This is a genomic window from Halobacillus sp. AWM4_238, assembly GCF_056158265.1.
The window spans coordinates 2345553-2365070 of record NZ_JBSWSY010000002.1; the positions used below are offsets into that span (position 1 = coordinate 2345553).

Sequence of the window (19518 nt, forward strand, 5' to 3'; positions counted from 1 at the left end):
ATTTTATGGGATTTAACCATGACTTAAGTCATATTATATCAACCTTTAATATATTTCGGAAGGTCCGAATGAAAATTAACAATATTATTATTCTCTAAAATTAATAACCTTCTGGATGACTTTCATGCCACATCCAAGCTGTTTCTATAATATCGCTTATATCTTTATACTTCGGCTCCCAACCTAAAGAATTCTTGATTTTTTGAGATGAAGCTACTAATTGAGCTGGGTCCCCTGCCCTTCTTGGAGCTGTTTTTGCAGGAATCTCATGTCCTGTTACTTTACGAGCAGCTGTAATCATCTCATTAACTGAAAACCCAGATCCGTTACCTAGATTATACGTATCTGACTCCATTTTCTCAGATAGGAATTCCATTGCTAAAATGTGAGCTTGTACTAAATCGACCACATGTATATAATCACGCACGCATGTGCCATCAGCTGTTGGGTAGTCATCTCCAAAGATTGATATATAATCCCTTTGACCCAGCGCTACTTGCAATATAATTGGTACAAGGTGGGTTTCTGGTTTATGATCCTCCCCAATATCATAATCTGGATGAGCTCCTGCTACATTAAAATAACGAAGGACCATATGCTTAATTCCATGTGCCTGTTCTGCCCATTTCAACATTTTCTCAACAGCAAGTTTTGTTTCTCCATAGGGATTAGTCGGAATAGTAATGGACGTTTCTGAAATCGGTATTGAATCTGGTTCTCCATAAGTGGCTGCTGTAGATGAAAAGATAATCTTATCTACTTTAAAAGTAGACATGATATTTAGTAAATTTAATGTTCCATAAACGTTATTATAGTAATATTCAAGGGGTTCCTCTACACTTTCTCCAACGAGGGAACTCGCAGCAAAGTGCATGACTGCATCAATTGAGTATTGTTTGAAGACACCTTCAATATCTTCTTGCTGTGTTAAATCACCTTCATAGAAAGCTGCCTCTTTAAATAAAGAGCCTCGATGCCCAGTTTTAAAATTATCAAAAACAACTACTTTATGACCTGCTTTTAACAAATCTGCTACAGCGTGACTTCCTATATAACCAGCTCCACCACAAACTAAAACATTCACATTGACTCCTCCTTTAAAGCACGACTGGCTAAGAACCATGGGTTTTTCAAACTTTCTTTATTGTAAGTTAAAGGTTCCTCTTGGTTTGCTATTCTTACTTTACCTCCTGATAATTCCACAATAGCTTGCCCTGCGCCAGTATCCCACTCCATTGTAGGAGCAAAACGAGGGTAATAATCAGCCTTTCCCTCTGCTATTAAACAAAGTTTCAAAGAACTGCCAGCAGATATGGTCTGAACATCTTCATATTTTTCTCTTAATTCATTAATGAATGATTCCGTTTCTTCAGACATATGGGATCGGCTTGCTACAACTTTCACTCCATTGACATTGGGCTGTTCTAAAGGTAATGATTTACCTTCAAATGAAATATCATGAACAGATGAAGCAGATGTTACCTTCATTGCTCCGTGTCCTTTTTCTGCGATATATAAGTCATCTAAGGCTGGTGCGTATACCGCTCCTAGAACAGGATTGCCATTTTGAATTAATGCGATATTTACTGTGAATTCACCGTTTTTCTTTATGAATTCTTTTGTACCATCAATTGGATCTACTAACCAAAATTGTTTCCAAGTTTGACGTTCTTCATATGTTATATCTGACCCTTCTTCACTTAAAATAGGAATCTCAGGATAATACTTATTTAGAAATTCCTTGATTATTTCGTGAGAACGTTGATCAGCAATAGTTAATGGAGATTCATCTTCTTTGTATACAACATTAAAATCTGTTTTATAAATCTTCATAATTTCTTTCCCTGCTTTTAGAGCAGCTTCAATTACAACTTCCTGAATATTCATATTTATAGCTCCTTTTATTCTAATAAAAATCGTCAGCAATCGTGCTGACGATTTTTATTTAGATATACTGCTTATCTCTTAAATACTCAATGACAATTTTCACGGATTCCTCCAGTGTATTCTTGTCTGTATCGATCTTAACTTCAGGATGCTTAGGTTCTTCGTATGGAGCATCAATTCCCGTGAAGCCTTTAATTTCACCTGAGCGAGCTTTTTTATATAACCCTTTAGGATCCCGCTTTTCAGCTTCTTCAAGAGAACATGCTGTGTAAATCTCAATAAACTCTCCTTCATTAAACAATTCTCGTACATTGTCCCGATCTGCCTGGTAAGGAGAAATAAAAGCAGTTAAAGTAACAAGACCTGCATCATTCATTAATTTAGCCACTTCACCTATGCGACGAATATTCTCCGTACGATCCTCTGGACTAAAACCTAGGTTCTTATTTAACCCATAGCGGACATTATCTCCGTCTAAACGATAAGTGTGAACCCCCAATTCATAGAGAGCCTTTTCAACCTCCACTGATAAGGTTGATTTCCCTGAACCTGATAATCCTGTAAACCATAGGACAGGACTTTTATGGTTTTTTTGTTTTTGATGGTCTTCCTTTGTTATTTTTGAGTTATGCCAAGTTATATTTGTAGATTGCAAGTGAACTCCTCCTAAATAAATTGATAATATACAATTGCAATAGTAATAATCATAACAATTAGAGTTAAAGGTAAACCTATACGGATATAATCCTTAAAGCTATAGCCACCAGGTCCGTAAACGATTAAGTTTGTTTGGTATCCTATAGGTGATAGAAAGCTAGAGGAAGCGGCAATTGCTACAAGAATAGCCATACCCATTGGATCAATACCGGCATCCATGGCCACTTCATAAGCAATTGGGAACATGATTACAGCTGCAGCATTATTGGTGATTAGCTCTGTGAACAAATTCGTTAGAATATAGATAGTTACCAACAAGACCAAAATACCGAAGGGGGATAAAACTGACATCAAATTCTTAGCCAGCCACTCTGCAGTGCCCGTCTGAATAATGACATTCCCTATCCCTAAAGCACTAGCTATCAATAATAGCACTTGAAATTGAACGGCAGATTTAGCTTGCTGAGGTGAAATCATTTTAGTCACTAACATGATGCCAACAGTAATTACCATAGCTTTAAAAATGGATAAGGCCTGAAAAGTTACAAGCGAAACCATGCTGACTAATAAAATTAATGCGAACCAACCCGTATATTCATTTTCGTAAAAAGATTGTTCTTCAACGGGGGATGTTATATAAAAATCTCGTTGTTCTTTACTTTTCTTATCAAATTCTTCCCCGGCTATAATTAATAATAAATCTCCAGCTTTTGGCACAATATCTCCAATTTTCCCATCGACTCTTTCATCATTTCGATGAACAGCCATAACAGCTGCATCATACCTTTCTCTGAATTTACTTTTCTTTATAGTTCTACCAAGTAAATTTGATTGGTGGGAAACAACCACTTCATGTAATTTAGAGGTCCCATTTTTTAAATCATTAAGTGAAAGGTCTGTGCCATTATCAAGGTGAAGTCCTTTTCTCTTTTGAAGATCTGCTATTGTAGTCATTTTACCAGTAAAGATTAATCTATCTCTTTTTTGGATAACCGTACTTCTAGTTACTGGTGATATTCTTTCTTCTCCCCGAATAATTTCTATTAGATACAAGCCTTTTAAATTGCGTAAGGCAGCTTTTTCAACAGTTTGATTTATGTATGGAAAACTATCTAGAACAATCATTTCACTTAAATATTCTTTAGTATTCTGGTTTATCTTTTGTATTAAGCTTCTGTGATCTGGCAGCAGCCTTGGTCCAAAAAAAATCAAATAAACTAGTCCTATGATTGTAATAGGGAGTCCCACTATAGCAAGTTGAAAAAACGAAAACCCATCGTAATTAAAGTCTAGTAATAATCCATGAATAACTAGATTCGTAGAAGTTCCCATAAGTGTTATAGTACCGCCTAATATTGCCGCATAAGATAATGGGATGAGAAACTTTGAAGGAGATATATTATGCTCTGATGACCATTTACGAATGATAGGAGTTAAAGTTACGACAATGGGTGTATTATTTAAAAATGCAGAAAATCCTGAGATTGGTAATAACAAACGAGTTAACGCTCCCGTGTGGGTTTGAGCTCTTGCTAGGAAATTGGTCATTAACCTCTCAACCAAACCACTTCGTTCAAACACCCCTGCAATTATGAATAACAAAGCAATTGTAAGCATCCCTTGATTGGAAAAGCCTACAAGTGCTTGTTCAGGGGTAACTAAGCCCATCATGATAAAAGCAAACAATGTAGAGAATACTATTAAGTCCGGTCGAGCTATTTCAAAGAATAACCCGACCAGCATAAAGATAATCGCAATAATTACGATAATCATGTCTATAGTCATGAATGTTTCAGTCCTTAGTTCTGCTTCATACCTTTAATTAGAACATCAGCTACTTCTGGACGAGAAAATTCTTTTGGTGGACGCTCCCCGTTACGAAGAAGTTCACGAACTTTCGTTCCACTTAAATGGATGTGATGTTCTTTGCCATGAGGACAAGTTTTTGCAGATGCCATATTCTCACATACTTCACAGTAGAAGGCGTGTTCAAATTTGAAAATGCTAATGCCTAGCTCATCTTCATATTGAGTAATTAGTTCCTGAGCATCATACGTTCCATAATAGTCACCTACCCCAGCATGATCGCGCCCAACAATAAAGTGAGTACATCCATAGTTTCTACGTACTATAGCATGAAGGATTGCTTCCCGTGGTCCTGCATAACGCATAGCGGCAGGATAAATTACTAAACGGACACGATCTTTAACGTAATAATTTTCTAAGATTGTTTCATAGCTTTCCATACGTACATCAGCTGGAATATCATCAGACTTTGTTTCACCAACTAATGGATTAAGAAGTAGTCCATCAACTGCTTCTAAAGCTGTTTTTTGTATATGTTCATGTGCCCGGTGGACAGGATTACGAGTTTGGAAACCAACAATCGTCTTCCATCCAAGATCAGCGAACATTTGACGGGTTTCTGAGGGATCAAGGTAGTGATCTTCAAAGCCTCCGTGGTCTGGTCTGTTCAGTAAAGTTATTGGTCCGCCTAGGTAGACGTTACCTTTCTCATAAACTTTCTTTACTCCTGGATGGTCTTCGTTAGTAGTACCATATACATTTTGTGCTTCTATCTCTTTATCATATGTGTACTTTTCTTCGACCTTAATAGTTCCGTAAATTACTCTGTCTTCCCCAACTAACGTTACTTCTTCGCCAATGCTAATTTCCTCTGCCTGATCTTCCTCAACAGGTAGAGTAATAGGAATACTCCATACTGTTCCATCATTCAAACGTAGTTCTTTTACTACTCTGTTATAATCACTTTGTCCCATAAAACCTTCAAGAGGGCTGAAGCCCCCTATACCTATAAGTTCCAAGTCAGAAATTGCCCACTTAGAAACAACAATTTTCCTCAGGTTTGAAGCTTCTTGCAATGCCGTTTCTTTTCTATCCTTACATATTTCTCTGTTTACTAATGAATCATTTTTAGTTTGTACAATCATAATAAACCTCCATATAATTAAGTAATTTGTATGCTTCCAATTATGTCTTCCCATTTTATTGCAAAGCGATTAATATCTTCCTCAATTAATTCACTGCCTGATTGAACTTCAATAATTTCCATATCAGTAGTAGCTTTGATAGAATGTTTAGCTGCTAAAGGTATTTCTAACACTTCTCCCGCCCTTACATGCTTATACTCATCATTGAGGATAAAAAACCCTTCTCCTTTTAGGACAGTCCATACTTCACTACGCTTGTAATGCATTTGATAACTTAAGTTTTTACCAGCATCTATGCCAATTCTTTTAGTTAATACTTCGTTGCCTTCTGGGTATTTAGTGTAATCGAGGACTTTGTACCAACCCCACCGGCGTTCTTCATACATGGGACGACCTTTAAATTGACTTACGTACTCCTTCACTTTTGGACTGGACTCTTTGTCAGTTACTAATATCCCATCAGGACTTGCTGCAACCACAGCATTTTCTATCCCTAGTAATGTGATAGGAATATCCAATTCATTAATAATATAAGAGCTATTTACATTCTCCCCAATTATACCTTTTCCAAGAGTGTTTGTAGCCATTTCTTCAGTAAGAGTGTTCCAAGTCCCTAAATCTTTCCAATCACCATCATAAGGTAGAGCTACTATATGGTTTGCTCTTTCTACTACCTCATAATCAAAACTGTTTTTAGGTAATAAATGATACATAGTACTTAATTCATCGTAGTCAGTAGGGAGCTCTTTATCTTTTAACATCTGAATTATATAGCCCAATTTGAACGCGAAAACACCACAATTCCAAAGTGCACTCATCTCGATCAATTTTTGAGCAGAGCTTGAATCCGGCTTTTCTTTAAAGTAATCCACTTTCAAATATTTATTATAACTTTCATCTTCCGGCACAATATACCCATATTTTTCAGACGGAAATTTAGGAGTAACCCCCATAAGCGCTATATCTGCTTCAGATTCTAATAAAACTTCTTCTAAATCTCTTACATTTTGAAAAAAGCGTTCTTCTACATACGGGTCCACCGGTAATATGCTTACAACCTCATTATCATCACATTTTTGTACTGAATAAAGATATGCTGCAGCTAAAGCAATTGCAGGGAAGGTATCTCTTCTTTCAGGTTCAGTTACAATAGGTACTTTTGAACCTAATTGGCTATCTATCATATCAACCTGTGATTTGCTGGTTGCAATAATTGAATCCTTAGATAATCCACTATTCTCTAACTGTTGCCATACACGTTGTACCATAGATACTTTTTGTTCACTTTCATTATTTAACACTTTCAAAAATTGTTTTGACCTCGAGTCGTTTGATAAAGGCCATAGTCGTTTTCCAGACCCTCCAGAGAGTAAAACTAATTTCATGTATTCACCACCACTTCTTTTTTCTGATATAGTTTACTATCTACATATTCTTTAAATTCTTTTCTAAACCTTTCAGAACTAAATAGCTCCGCATGTGACCTACAATTATTTGCAGTTAGGGAATAACTAATTTTCTCAAACTCTAGGACTGCATTTTTTACAGATTCAGGTGATTGTTCGTTGAAAAACACCCCAGTTGGAAACTCCTTCTCAGTGTAACTTCTTACTGTTTCTAATGCCCCACCCTTTCTATAAGCGATTACAGGAGTTCCACAGGCTTGCGCTTCCACTGGCGTAATTCCAAAGTCTTCTTCAGCAGCAAATATAAAGGCTTTAGCTCGTTGCATATAATCTTTGAGAATATCAAAAGACTGATAACCGAGAAGTTTTACGTTTTTCCCTGCTTTAGATTTAATTTTTTTAAAGTCTGGGCCGTCTCCTATTACTATTAACTGTTTATCAGGCATATATTTAAATGCTTCTACAATCTTATCTATTTTCTTATATGGTACCATTCTAGAAGCTGTTAGAAAAAAATCGTCTTTTTCAGAATGTAAGGAGAATCCATCTACATCAACAGGCGGATATATCGTATCTGCTTTACGTCGATAAACTTTCCAAATCCTTCCTCGAATAAAATTAGAGTTAGAAACGAAAAAATCTACTCCATTAGCAGTGCGATAGTCCCAATTCCTAATTCTATATAATATCCACCTTGTAAATATACTCTTTATTCCTTTGTCAAGTTTACTTTCCTTAAGATATTGAGCCTGTAAATCCCAAGCGTACCTAATAGGAGAATGAACATAAGAGATATGTAATTGATTAGGTCCAGTGATTATTCCTTTAGCAACTGCGTGTGAGCTAGAAATAATCAAATCATATTCCGAAACATCTAACTGTTCTATTGCAAAAGGCATAAGAGGTAAGTAGTTTCTATACATTTTTTTTGAAAATGGCATATCTTGTATAAAAGAGGTATTTACTTTTTTATTGTTTATAAATTCTCTTTTATCTTTATCTATGAAATCTATTAAACTATAAATATCAGCTTCAGGATAAATTTTCAATATTTCTTCTAAGACTTTTTCAGCCCCAGCGTAAGTTACTAACCAATCATGAACGATTGCTACTTTCATTTCTTCACCTTCTTTATTTCCAAGTACTTTCAGGATATATTTGTTTTGCAATGGGCTCAGTTATACTTCTTACTGTATTAATTTCTTCACTACTTAAAATATTTTTCCATCTGTTAATATTGTCTTTACTATTTCTCTTTAAAACATGGAGTTCGTTGTTAGTTGGATTAGTAGGGTTATGTGATCCTGTATAATCATTTATTTTCCTTTTAATTTTATCCGTAAAAGGGATATCTAATTTACGATAAAGGTCTTCAAAATTTTCCATGGGGTTTAAACTAATGTCCTCATGTGTAATCCAAATAATATTAGGATTTCTATTTATATATGAAAGTAGTATTTTGTTTAAGCAATACCAAACCCAAGCGGCCTCTTCAACTTCATTAAGGGGTTTGGTGATATATTTATATTCTTCTCTAAAGTTATCTTCAACTAAATTTTCTTGCTTTAAAAAATCAGTAAAATTAAATCTCCACCCCAACCTTTTCACACTAGCCACGAAACTTGCTGGATGCCTAAAAACAATTACAACCTTTGCGTTATATTTTTGATGTACCCATTCACTTGCTAAACACCCTAATGGATCCTTTAATAACAATTGTTTACAAAACGGATTAACTAACGATTTCTTATAGTAATAGTTAGCACCACTTCCAAAAATATTGCGCCCATAACTCTTTAAAAGGTTTTCCCCCTCTTTAGTTGGTGTTTTTTTAAACTTAGCTTTATAATTCATAATATCTTCAATAATTTTTTTGTATTTTTCTTGGTTACTTGTATTATTTGTGACGTATGGAAACTGTATATCTACTCCCTCTATCCCATATTCATTATTAAGAGGTTCCAGAACATATCCAACTTCTTTAGACAAGGAAAGCATCCTACCTGTAAAAGTAGAACCACTCCGGTGGGTGCCGGTCACCATAATCAAATTATTTCTCTTCATAAATTTCCCCTCTAATTTCGTTTTGTTTTAATCTCCTTAAGTCGTTTCTATACAAAAATGCTATATAGCAAATATAAACAATCAAAAGAATCACACTTAATACTTCCTGATCATTCAGAATTAATAAAGTTAAAGAAATTATTAATATAAAGCTTACTATTAATTCCTTAAATGATTTGTATGGTGATAGTCTATAGTTTTTATACAAAAAAATCACTGGTAATAGACTTGTTAACAACTGTCCTAATACATATCCGGTTACAGGAATAAATAAAGAAGGTGTAAACCATGTAAAGAAAGAAATCATTATTGTACTTACAACAAATAGTTGAGTAATTAATATTTTAATAAATTTCTCTTGATTACCAGTCATAATCATAATAAAGCCACTAGACCCCGTAGAAGCGTTAATTAATTGCCCCCATATAAGAAAACATAGAACCCATGAGTAACTTGCATATTCTCCACCAAATAATTGTAATATAAATGTTGATAAAACTACCATAGTAAGCGATATCAGTGTACTAACATGTAAAATTATCATTGTAGCATTTTGGTAAATTTTATTTAGCTCATCAAAATTTTTTTCAGTAGCGTAAAGTGAATACTTAGGTAATAATATTTGATTAATTGCTAATAAACAAAAGCTAACTAAAAGAGCTGATTGCTCAGCAGCTCTAAACACGCCTACCTCCGCTCTAGTAATAAAGAAACCTACCAACAACATTATTATTATTGGAGTTGAATGGTTTAGAACATTAATAGTTGTGTTTTGCATTGCAATTTTTAAAAAGTTACTATATTTTGTTTTTTTACTTTTCAAAGTATGAATAACATACTTGTTGTTCCAGCTCAGGACAATAATAAAAGTTAAAATGAAACTTAAAGTGTAACACATAGAAATTAAATAAAGTCCGTTTCCTGCATCAAATGTAATCATAGCTATTAAAGTTAGTAAAAATAAAGTGGGTCTTATAACTTTTTCTGGTAGCACAAATTTAAGGTAATTTGATTCATATTGGTTCACCACTCTATAAATAATTATTAATGCATGAAAAATTATTGATATACCAATATAAATTATAGCTATTAACACTTCTCTCCAACCAGTACTGAAATTATAAACTAGCCCTATACATATTACTAACATGTAGCTAAACAAACTCGCTATTGATACTTTTTTAATTACAAACTTCAAAAACGAATATGTATTATCCACCTTATTAAGGAGGTATATTACTGTATTCTCCGCTGCTAAATTAGCTATAATATACGCAAATGTAATTATACTAATAGCAAAAGTATAAGCCCCAAAGTCATCGGGGGTCAATAACCTTGCAACTACAATTAAACTTAAGTAATTTAAAGCAAGAGAATAAACTCTTCCTAAAAGCGCAAGAATCGCACCATTGAATATATTATTATTTTTTAGCAGTCTCATAAATACCCTACTTGCTTTTATAAAATTTATAAGTTATTAAAAAAGGTATTGTTATAAATGTAACGACACTTCTTTTGAAAACATTCATTTTATATTTCCACTCAAAGTCATTTTTAAGTACAACTTTCCCTTTTTTAAATCTTGATGGATTGCCTGATACAGTATGATTCTCGTTTAATTCAATCTCGTCAGATATAATTTTATTTTCACCTATGATATTAAAGTTTTCAAACACTTTGCGAATACTCTCATTTGGGCTTTCAATAAAGTCTTCATACTTAAGTTGAGCCTTTCTATTCTTCCCTAATGGAAGCATACTTACCAATAAGTTATTGAAAGTCCAGTCAAAAGTACTTCGTAAAATACTCAAGCGAGGCATTTCTTGTTTCTCCCAATGAATTTCAGTTCTAACCTTCTTCCTTTGCCATGAATAGGTAACAGCCCTTGGGTCTCTAATTAAATGAACAACATGTAAGTCTATAAAATCCATACTATTTAAAAGATATAGATATGATGGATCTTTAGAAGAGTCAATGATAAATTCATTTTCTATTGTGTCGTCTATACTGGTATATAGCGCTTTTATATATTCACGGAATATATTGTAGTTTTCTTTAAATTGCTTACTTCTAGTACTTCCAAATAACATATTTGGTATATATCTAACTCGGTCTACTTTTCTCTTAATTGAAAAAACTTCTTTAGCTACTTCTACATTTCTCACATTGGATTTAGTCCTCTTATTGATTTTACTTATTATCGATGTCCAAACTGGACAATTATTAATTGGTAGAGAACATCCACATAGTTGATTCTCAATCAATCCTCTTTTCCAAAAGTGCCTAATTTCTCCTCCAGAAAACATGTTTAATTGGTTGCCAATAATTTGGTCAACTAGTGTACTGCCACTTCTTCCGTACCCTGCTATATATATAACTTTAATTTTTTTCATATACATCTCCTTTTCTTGTGATATTTTTGAATGATATTAATAATATTAATGGAAGATAAATTATTATATTATATGGAAGGCTTAAAAAGAAATATATCATCATAAGTAATAAGGTAATGGCCAAAATCGATTGATAGATATTCTCTTTCCATACTTTCTTAATTTTTCTTTTAGTATGCTGAAAAATTAAGAAATACATTAATATAAATAAAACCCCCCAAATACCTCCGAGTACCAAGAACTCTAAATAAGTATTGTGTGCAACGTTATCAACAGCGAAATATTGGTAGAATACGTCTTTAGAGTTGTAAGCACCAACACCTGTTAATAGGTACTCTTTAAATATTATTAATGAAGCAAATATCAAAAATAATCTTGTTTGCCCAGAACTTACATTCGCTTGAAGGTCTTGACTATGGAACATATTCGACAGTATACTTTCAAACTCAGAAAACCTAGTTATAATAAAATCTTTTATTTGATCTGGTAATACTATAAGCCCCAGAAACACTAATATGGAAACAATTAATGTCGATGAAATAATCGGCATTATTTTCCTTTTTGATTTTAAACTAGTAGATATTATTATAATAATTATGAACAAAATAATTCCCATTCGTGAGAATGTTGATAAAATTCCTGCAAAAGCTACCAAAAGTCCAATGGTCCTAGTTAATTTATCATAATAAAACATAAGAAACACAATTCCTATTAGTAACATTAGAGCTGTGAAATTAGGGTCATTTTTAAAGCCTACCCCGCGAGTTAATCCAATTGAAGTTTCTCTTAACTCCCTTAGTTCACTAGGAACATTTAAAAGCGGGAAATAACCGAAAGTTTGCAATATTGCTACTATTGATGTTAATACAGTGAAAAGTACCCAATATTTAGCCAATACTTTAAATGAATACTTTGATAAACTCAGAATTGTTATCAACACGATGGTGGTCAATAAATTCATAATAGTATTCAAAGAAATATTCAATAAATTACCCATTTCAAATCCTGTTCTAACGTATCCAAATATCAATGTTGTGTAAACTGTGAGAAAAATCATGATTATTATGAAATTAATTCTAATTTTCCCCAATAATAAAATAGTTATCGGATAAATGATAAAACATGCCAGCCGTTGAACAGTAAGGTCAATTGTAGCCGTGTTGATTAAAGATAACTCAAAAAACTGTGAGAATGTAAATGCAAATAAGCAAATATTTATCGCCCAAATATCTTTTGTTCCTAAGGGTTTATTGTTTAGAGAATCCATAAAATCTACCCTTTGCAACTTTTAGATGGTATTTAGCTTTTGATAGCTTACAACTAACTATAGATGCAATGCAGCCAAGTAAAGGCCTTAAGAATTGATAGACTACAAAGAGAAAAGAGTAATTATGCTTTTTAAGAACCTTCCCCATTCCAGCTCCATAATTAAAACCTCTTTTAATTGCCTCACTATCAAACTTTTTTGTTGGGTTGGGATGTTTGATATTAAAATCGGAATAAAAATACCCACAAAAACCTGCCCTTAACATTTGAAGTGGAAAGTCTATATCTTCTCCTGCACCATAGATAGTTCCTGAGCCAACACCAAGCGACTCATCAAATCTAGTTTCTTTGTAATCAAAGTTATTTCTACAGAAGATAGTGTTAGAATTTGCCCGCTTCCATATATTCCGTTTTGTTAAAGCCCCAGATTTTTTATCATACCTTCCTAATACGGTATTACCTTTTTCATCTATAGGGACTCCTGTTAAAAGACTATAAGTGGGGTTATTAGTGAAGAACTCATTTACTTTTTCCAAAGTAGTTTTATCATACCAACAATCGTCATCTGGAAAACCAATAATGTTCCCCTGTACTGCTTTTAATCCTTTGTTCCTAGCTTTAGATAAACCTGGTTCAGAATGGAGTAACTTAATTGTGAAGTAAGGAGAGAACTTTTCAACAATTGTATTTAATGATGATTTATCCTTACTCTGATCTACAATTATTAATTCAAAATTCTTAAATGTCTGATGAGACAATGATCTTAATAGTTTAGGTAGCTTTTCATACCTTTGGTAAGTACAAGTTATTAGTGATACTTTCATTTCTTTCCCTCATTCATTAGTAGGTAATAATGTTCTTTTGCGGACGTTTCCCAACGATATTTTTTAACTTGTTTTTTAGATTTATCTTCAAAACTTTTTCTATATTTGTCATTATTTAAGAGTTTGAATATTTTCTCTCCTAACACTTTGTGATTATCAGGTGGAAAAAATTCACAACTGTCACCATATATTTCTCTGTGTACAGGTATTTCAGAAGCTACAACTGTCTTGCTAAATGACATAGCTTCAAGCGGAGGAAGTCCAAACCCTTCATATTTTGATGGAAAAATAAATAATTTACATTCTTTGTAGTAATTCCCCAGTTCTCCTTCACTAACTTCACCTGTGAAATGAACTCTTCCCAAACTTACTAAATCACCGATTTCCATCATTACCTCGTCATCTGTAGTAATAAATCCATCCTTTTTACCGACTAAAACTAAATCAACATTTACTTTATCTCTAATAAGATTAAAGGCTTTCAACAGTATTTTTAAATTTTTATGAGGTTTAATATTACCAACATATAAGAGAAACTCTCTTTCTGAAGATATAGGTAGTTTTATAGTAGATTCTTCTAACTTTTTCAGCCCATTATAGATAACTTTTATTTTGTCATTTTCTATCTTACTGAATTTTATAATTTCTTTTTTACTAAACTCAGATACCGTGATAACTTTGCTTGCCTTTTTCCTTATTAAATGAAACATTATTTTTGGGTAAATTTTTTTTATGAAATTTTTAGGGGGATAAGCTAAGTGAAAGGCATCATGAATTGTCACAATTAATTTCGAATTAGTAAATATCGGAACATTGTAATGCGGTGACCAAAATAGATCAGCATCTTTTGGAGCTTTAGTTAAAAATCCTAATTGTTCTCTTACAGTATATATATCATAATTAAAATCTATTATTTCAACATTTTTTTGTTTAAAACTTCTTAAAACCTCTTCGTTCCCCAATAAGTACACCTTAATGGGTTTGCTTACTATTTCATTTAGTATGCTACTTAAGTATGTTCCTATCCCGGAATGATTGATCATTCTGGCGTCTATGGTTATTTTCATTTAAACCTCCCTGGGGAATCAATAAGCTCCCTTTTTTGTAATTACAGAAACAATAGTCTTATATAATATAATTAAATCAAGTTTCAACGACTGATTATAAACGTAGTGTAATTCCAAATCCACCCTTTCAGGATAACCAACATTGCTTCTACCACTAACTTGCCAAAAACCTGTTAATCCTGGCTTGACAGATAAAAAGTCATCTTTTTTATTTTTATATTCTCCTAGCTCCTCTCTTACAATTGGACGAGGTCCAACCAAGCTCATGTTACCTTTCAGAACATTTATCAATTGAGGCAATTCATCTAGACTTGTTTTCCTTAGAAACCTTCCTAAATTTGTTATTCTAGGGTCTTCTGCTTGTTCTAATTTGTAATTATTTGCAATATATTTTTGGTAAAGCACTTTATTACTCTTTAACTTAGCATCTGCATTTACAACCATAGATCTAAACTTATAAATCTTAAAAAGCTCTCCATTCTTACCATACCTGTACTGATTAAAGAATATGGGTCCCTTAGAATCACCAAACAAGTACATGAAACCAACCAAAAAAAATAGAGGTAACGTTATAATCAACCCAAAAATCGCACCTGCAATGTCCAATATTCTTTTAATAAATAAATAATGAATAAATGTTCTTTTAACATGTTTTTTTGTTGGGTAATTTTCGGGTTTATTAGCTTTAAATTCAGTAGTATAATTCTTCATATGTTTTGTTCACCCCTTAAGTATGTTTTTCACAAGCAATTCTTCAAGGTATTTTTCGACATTTACTGCTTTCTTACCATTCTTTAAAGAGACCTCGTCTGTAGTTTTAATTATCCCAAACTTCTCACCCACATCATACCTTTTCCCCTTAAAATCAAAGGCATATACCTTCTGCAATTCATTTAATTCTTGTATAGAGTCGGTTAATTGAATTTCTTCTCCAGCTCCTGTTATCTGTGGATTAAGAATGCGAAAATTTCCGGATTTAGAACATAACCCCTATAATGGATAAGTTTTAAGGGTTTGTTCGCTACTTGTTTTTTCTACTATGTTACTAATCTCATATCGAAGACCTTCACTCACAAAATGGATTTACATTTTCATAACGGTGTGTCTGGTCATCACCTACTTGTTGAATTTAAAATACAGATGAACCCATCTCCTCATATTGGTAAATTATTTGTTTAGACAAGTCATCTTGCCATCTACAATGTCATCACCTAGAATAACTACAAAGGCCTCATTCCCGATAAAATTTACTGCAGACCAAACCGCATTAACAAGTCCTTTTGGCTCTTTTTGTCTTATGTAATAAATATCAAAATTAGGTATTTCATTTACTTTATCAAGCAGTACAATCTTTCTTCTATAACTGAAGCATTCACTTCACTAAATTGTATTGCATTGTTGGTTTATCAAAATGGGCAACATCTCTTTGGGCTTAGTTTTTGTAGCTGGTAGGAAGCTTGTTCCTAGTACAGCAACTGAAATAATAGCTTTTTTAATACTTGTCATAATTTATTCTCCTGAAATTTTCAACTTAGTTTCTACTTTTCTTTTTTGATAAGTATCATCAATTCTTACTGATCCAATATCTCAGGTTATACATACATGTGTGACTAAATGGTGAAAGTAAAATAGGGTGTATTTATGTACCACTAGGAAATTTCTAATTCCTTTTAGAACATTCGTTTTGACTGTTAAAGGTTTGGTACCGATCTACTATTTCTTAATACTGTTTGAATTCTAATACTACTTTCTCGTACCATATTAAGGTGAAGAAGCTTACCTTCTCTTGTATGCAAGATGAATAATACCTTTAACTTCATAATTTAATGTATAACAATATATTTAACAGGGAATCTCTAGAGAGGTCTTCAATAATAACACCACATTTTTATAACAGGTGCATTATTAGAGAAATAGTTTCAAATATCAAGATTAATTGTGGTTTTCAAATTTTTCACGGTTCTCTTTGCTTCATTAAGCTTCAATTATTTAATTCCCACAAAAAAAGCGCTAACTATTCTTAGGATGGATGTGCTATATATATAAACTTTAATACTGTATTCGATAATCTTTTTTCATCATTAATGATTACATGTTTTTTAAAATTACTAATGCGAACTAATGGCTGTAATTTTTTTGTAACATAGGTTATTGTACCAATATCTTCTCTTACTTAAAAGGGGTATTGTGTGAATATTTACAATGATTTCTTATAATATGTAAATGCAAATTTATAAAAACGTTATCATTTATTCTATATAGACAAAAAAGCGGCTTTAGCCCAATTCTACTAAAACCACTTTCACTTAAACATTACTGTTTAAAACAAGCCAAAGACTTTCTTTTTCTTCACATGATGAGGTGGGTTTGATTGAAGTACACGCCCTGCAATGACGTCCTCTGCGTTTTCAGACATCAGATAAACCATATCAAGACCAAAGTTTTTTCTCACTTCATCATAAGCCTCACTCATACAAAAACCACGTGTATTTGTGTTATGAGCATCACTGGCGATGAGGTGTGCAAGGTTGGCATCAATTAACTGCTCAGAGAATTTCTTTATCTTCTTTCCAAATTTACCACAGACACTCCCTGCAGTAAGCTGACTGAACACACCCTTCTTTACAAAAGAATAAAGAACATCTGGGTTTTCTATAATTGCTTTGTTACGTTCAGGATGTACAATCACTGGCTGATAACCAGCTACCTGTAAATCAAAAAACAACTGGGATGAATAGCGCGGTACTGAATTAGAAGGAAATTCTACGAATACATAATTCGTCTTTACATTGATTGGTAGTATTTCATCTACATTCAATCCTTCAATCATCTCTCCAAATATTCTTGTCTCCTGCCCAGGGAGGACTTCCAGTTGAATTCCCCTTTCCTTAAATGTTCGGTTTAGTTCAGCCACTTGAATCAGAATGTTATTTTTGTAATTGCTGTATGCGCCATTATTATGGTGCGGAGTCGCTACAATGTGAGTTATTCCGTCTTTTATTGCTGCTTCTGCCATCTGAATACTCTCTTCAATAGTTTGAGCCCCGTCATCAACGCCTGGAAGAATATGACTATGGATGTCAATCAAAATACCTAACTCCCCTCTATACTTCTATACCTATGATTATATTTTTCTCTCTTTTTTTGTAAAATCTGTTCATGATTATACCAATATAAGACAAGTTTTTGAAGGGGGGACAGGAAGTTTTTTAAAAAAACGACAAGTTTTTTAAAAAATTCATTTATATATAGCTTTCAAATTATAAAAAGGAGAGCGTCACCCGCTCTCCTTCTTCTTATTGCCCATAATAATAGTAATAATTACTAGATTTTATGTCTTGATCATTAAGTACGACACCTAATATATTTGCTTGTGCCTGTTCCAGCTGTTCTTTTGCCTTGATAGCCGCTTCTTTTTCTGTTTGTTTACTGCGGACAACAAGCAAAACTCCATCAACAAAATTCGACAACACTTGCGAATCTGTCACCGCAAGGACAGGTGGGGTATCAAAAATGATCATATCATATGTTTCTCTCGCTTCTTCAATGAACTGTTTCATTTTCTTTGATCCTAGTAGCTCGGATGGATTCGGTGGGATGGGACCGCACGTGATCACATCGAGATTCTCAATATTTGTTTCTTTCGCTAAGTCGAGCACCCACTCTTTTCCGACTAAGTAATTACTCAGCCCACTCGTATTCCCCACACGGAAGGTATAGTGAATGGTCGGCTTACGCAAATCCGCATCGACCAACAATGTTTTCTTCCCTTGTTGTGCAAAAACAACAGCAGTATTCGCTGTCGTAATCGATTTTCCTTCGGATGGACTAGCCGATGTAAAGAGCATTGATTTTAGTTCCTGATCGACTGATGTAAATTGTAGATTTGTCCGAATTGTTCTAAATTGTTCTGCAATTGGAGACTTTGGATTTTCCCCAGCTACAATATTCCTCGCTCTAGTATTGACCGCTTGTTTCTTCTTACGTCCCAACAGACTCACCTCTCATTTCTGTGACGTTTGTTCCTTTCCTTGAACGACCGGGTTTCGGTAGATCTTCTGGCTTAATGGTAGAAACCACCCCAAGAACAGGCAAGCCAAGATTCTCTTCAATGTCTGTCTCGGTTTTAATTGTATTATCTAAGTATTCGAGTAAGAAGGCGATCCCCACACCAACCATTAGCCCCACGACAAGAGCAATAGCTATGTTCAGTACAGTATTCGGACTTACCGGCGCAGGATTAGGACCGACTGTCGCATCTGACAGGATGTTGACATTATCGACATTCATGAGTACAGAAACTTCTTCTTTGAACACTTTGACCGTTGTATTGGCAAGGTCTGCTGCTCGCATCGGGTTAGCATCTGTTGCAGTTACATTCACAACCTGCGACTCGTTTGCATTTGAGACTTGAAGCTTATTCGCAAGCTCGGATGCCGTCATATCAAGGTTTAACTGTTCAGATACCTCATCTAAAATTCTAGGACTTTGGATGATGACATTGTAGGTGTTGATCAATTCCACATTCGTCCGGATGTCATTAATGTCATAAGGAGTATTTTGCTGTTCATCCTGTGACTGATTGACAATGAACTGGGTTGAAGATTGATACATAGGAGTTACGAGAAAATACGTATAAGCAGCGCTAATTCCCGCCGCAACTATTGCTAGACTAATAATGAGCCAGATTCTTTTCTTAAGTACCTCGAAAATCTCTTTCAAGGAAATTGTTTCTTCCATTCATAAACCTCCAATATTTGTCGAAATTACAGATAGGAACATTATAGCACACTCTTTTTTCTATAAAAGAGTGGATATTGCAAAATTTTCAATTTGTTTACATCCTTTAACTATCTGCTTATGTAAGCATCGGTTGAAAATTAGGATTATAAATAGTAGAAAATAATTTCAAACCTAAAGTCCTAGTTTTTTTACAGATGAGTGAAGATTTCCTCAAAAATCATCACTCCTTTTGAGATTGAACCTGTATAATAAAATTAAAT

The 19518-nt window shown here is 33.7% G+C and carries 17 protein-coding genes and 1 pseudogene; all 18 read right to left on the reverse strand.

Annotated elements, in window-relative coordinates; translation table 11 throughout:
• Window positions 1-100: 100 nt before the first annotated feature.
• The 18 genes and pseudogenes from galE to ACXACN_RS11985 all read right to left on the reverse strand — a co-directional run bounded on the left by galE (window position 101) and on the right by ACXACN_RS11985 (window position 19255).
• Window positions 101-1084 (reverse strand): UDP-glucose 4-epimerase GalE, encoded by a 984-nt coding sequence (galE, locus tag ACXACN_RS11900; RefSeq protein ID WP_474964673.1) that lies wholly within the window; start codon window positions 1082-1084, stop codon window positions 101-103.
• On the reverse strand, window positions 1081-1887 hold the full coding sequence (cysQ, locus tag ACXACN_RS11905; protein WP_474964674.1) for a 3'(2'),5'-bisphosphate nucleotidase CysQ: 807 nt from the start codon (window positions 1885-1887) through the stop codon (window positions 1081-1083). Before cysQ ends, galE begins: the two co-directional genes overlap by 4 nt.
• 58 nt (window positions 1888-1945) lie before the next feature.
• Window positions 1946-2542, reverse strand: a complete 597-nt coding sequence (gene cysC, locus ACXACN_RS11910) for an adenylyl-sulfate kinase (RefSeq protein WP_474964676.1) — start codon at window positions 2540-2542, stop codon at window positions 1946-1948.
• A gap of 11 nt (window positions 2543-2553) precedes the next feature.
• Window positions 2554-4329: an SLC13 family permease gene (locus ACXACN_RS11915; protein ID WP_474964677.1), complete on the reverse strand. Its 1776-nt coding sequence runs from the start codon at window positions 4327-4329 to the stop codon at window positions 2554-2556.
• 14 nt (window positions 4330-4343) lie between these two features.
• Window positions 4344-5495 carry a sulfate adenylyltransferase gene (gene sat, locus ACXACN_RS11920; protein WP_474964679.1) on the reverse strand — a complete coding sequence of 384 codons (1152 nt, stop codon included), beginning with the start codon at window positions 5493-5495 and terminating at the stop codon, window positions 4344-4346.
• Window positions 5496-5512: 17 nt separating this feature from the next.
• Complete coding sequence (locus ACXACN_RS11925; protein WP_474964681.1) at window positions 5513-6880, reverse strand: sugar phosphate nucleotidyltransferase; 1368 nt, start codon at window positions 6878-6880, stop codon at window positions 5513-5515.
• Window positions 6877-8019: a glycosyltransferase family 4 protein gene (locus tag ACXACN_RS11930; RefSeq protein WP_474964682.1), complete on the reverse strand. Its 1143-nt coding sequence runs from the start codon at window positions 8017-8019 to the stop codon at window positions 6877-6879. Before ACXACN_RS11930 ends, ACXACN_RS11925 begins: the two co-directional genes overlap by 4 nt.
• Window positions 8020-8032: 13 nt before the next feature.
• Window positions 8033-8965, reverse strand: a complete 933-nt coding sequence (locus tag ACXACN_RS11935; protein ID WP_474964683.1) for a sulfotransferase domain-containing protein — start codon at window positions 8963-8965, stop codon at window positions 8033-8035.
• Complete coding sequence (locus ACXACN_RS11940) at window positions 8952-10406, reverse strand: lipopolysaccharide biosynthesis protein (protein ID WP_474964685.1); 1455 nt, start codon at window positions 10404-10406, stop codon at window positions 8952-8954. Before ACXACN_RS11940 ends, ACXACN_RS11935 begins: the two co-directional genes overlap by 14 nt.
• A gap of 7 nt (window positions 10407-10413) precedes the next feature.
• Window positions 10414-11358 (reverse strand): sulfotransferase, encoded by a 945-nt coding sequence (locus tag ACXACN_RS11945; RefSeq protein WP_474964686.1) that lies wholly within the window; start codon window positions 11356-11358, stop codon window positions 10414-10416.
• Window positions 11345-12625 carry an O-antigen ligase family protein gene (locus tag ACXACN_RS11950; RefSeq protein WP_474964687.1) on the reverse strand — a complete coding sequence of 427 codons (1281 nt, stop codon included), beginning with the start codon at window positions 12623-12625 and terminating at the stop codon, window positions 11345-11347. Before ACXACN_RS11950 ends, ACXACN_RS11945 begins: the two co-directional genes overlap by 14 nt.
• Window positions 12606-13448, reverse strand: a complete 843-nt coding sequence (locus tag ACXACN_RS11955) for a glycosyltransferase family 2 protein (protein WP_474964689.1) — start codon at window positions 13446-13448, stop codon at window positions 12606-12608. The genes ACXACN_RS11950 and ACXACN_RS11955 overlap by 20 nt, the downstream gene beginning before the upstream one ends.
• Window positions 13445-14515 carry a glycosyltransferase family 4 protein gene (locus ACXACN_RS11960; protein WP_474964691.1) on the reverse strand — a complete coding sequence of 357 codons (1071 nt, stop codon included), beginning with the start codon at window positions 14513-14515 and terminating at the stop codon, window positions 13445-13447. Before ACXACN_RS11960 ends, ACXACN_RS11955 begins: the two co-directional genes overlap by 4 nt.
• Before the next feature lie 18 nt (window positions 14516-14533).
• Complete coding sequence (locus ACXACN_RS11965) at window positions 14534-15226, reverse strand: sugar transferase (RefSeq protein ID WP_474964692.1); 693 nt, start codon at window positions 15224-15226, stop codon at window positions 14534-14536.
• 9 nt (window positions 15227-15235) lie between these two features.
• A pseudogene (locus ACXACN_RS11970) lies at window positions 15236-16021 on the reverse strand (UTP--glucose-1-phosphate uridylyltransferase).
• A gap of 814 nt (window positions 16022-16835) precedes the next feature.
• Window positions 16836-17603, reverse strand: a complete 768-nt coding sequence (locus ACXACN_RS11975; RefSeq protein WP_474964694.1) for a tyrosine-protein phosphatase — start codon at window positions 17601-17603, stop codon at window positions 16836-16838.
• Window positions 17604-17811: 208 nt separating this feature from the next.
• Window positions 17812-18507 carry a CpsD/CapB family tyrosine-protein kinase gene (locus tag ACXACN_RS11980; RefSeq protein ID WP_474964695.1) on the reverse strand — a complete coding sequence of 232 codons (696 nt, stop codon included), beginning with the start codon at window positions 18505-18507 and terminating at the stop codon, window positions 17812-17814.
• Window positions 18497-19255 carry a YveK family protein gene (locus ACXACN_RS11985; protein ID WP_474964696.1) on the reverse strand — a complete coding sequence of 253 codons (759 nt, stop codon included), beginning with the start codon at window positions 19253-19255 and terminating at the stop codon, window positions 18497-18499. The genes ACXACN_RS11980 and ACXACN_RS11985 overlap by 11 nt, the downstream gene beginning before the upstream one ends.
• Between the last annotated feature and the right edge of the window lie 263 nt (window positions 19256-19518).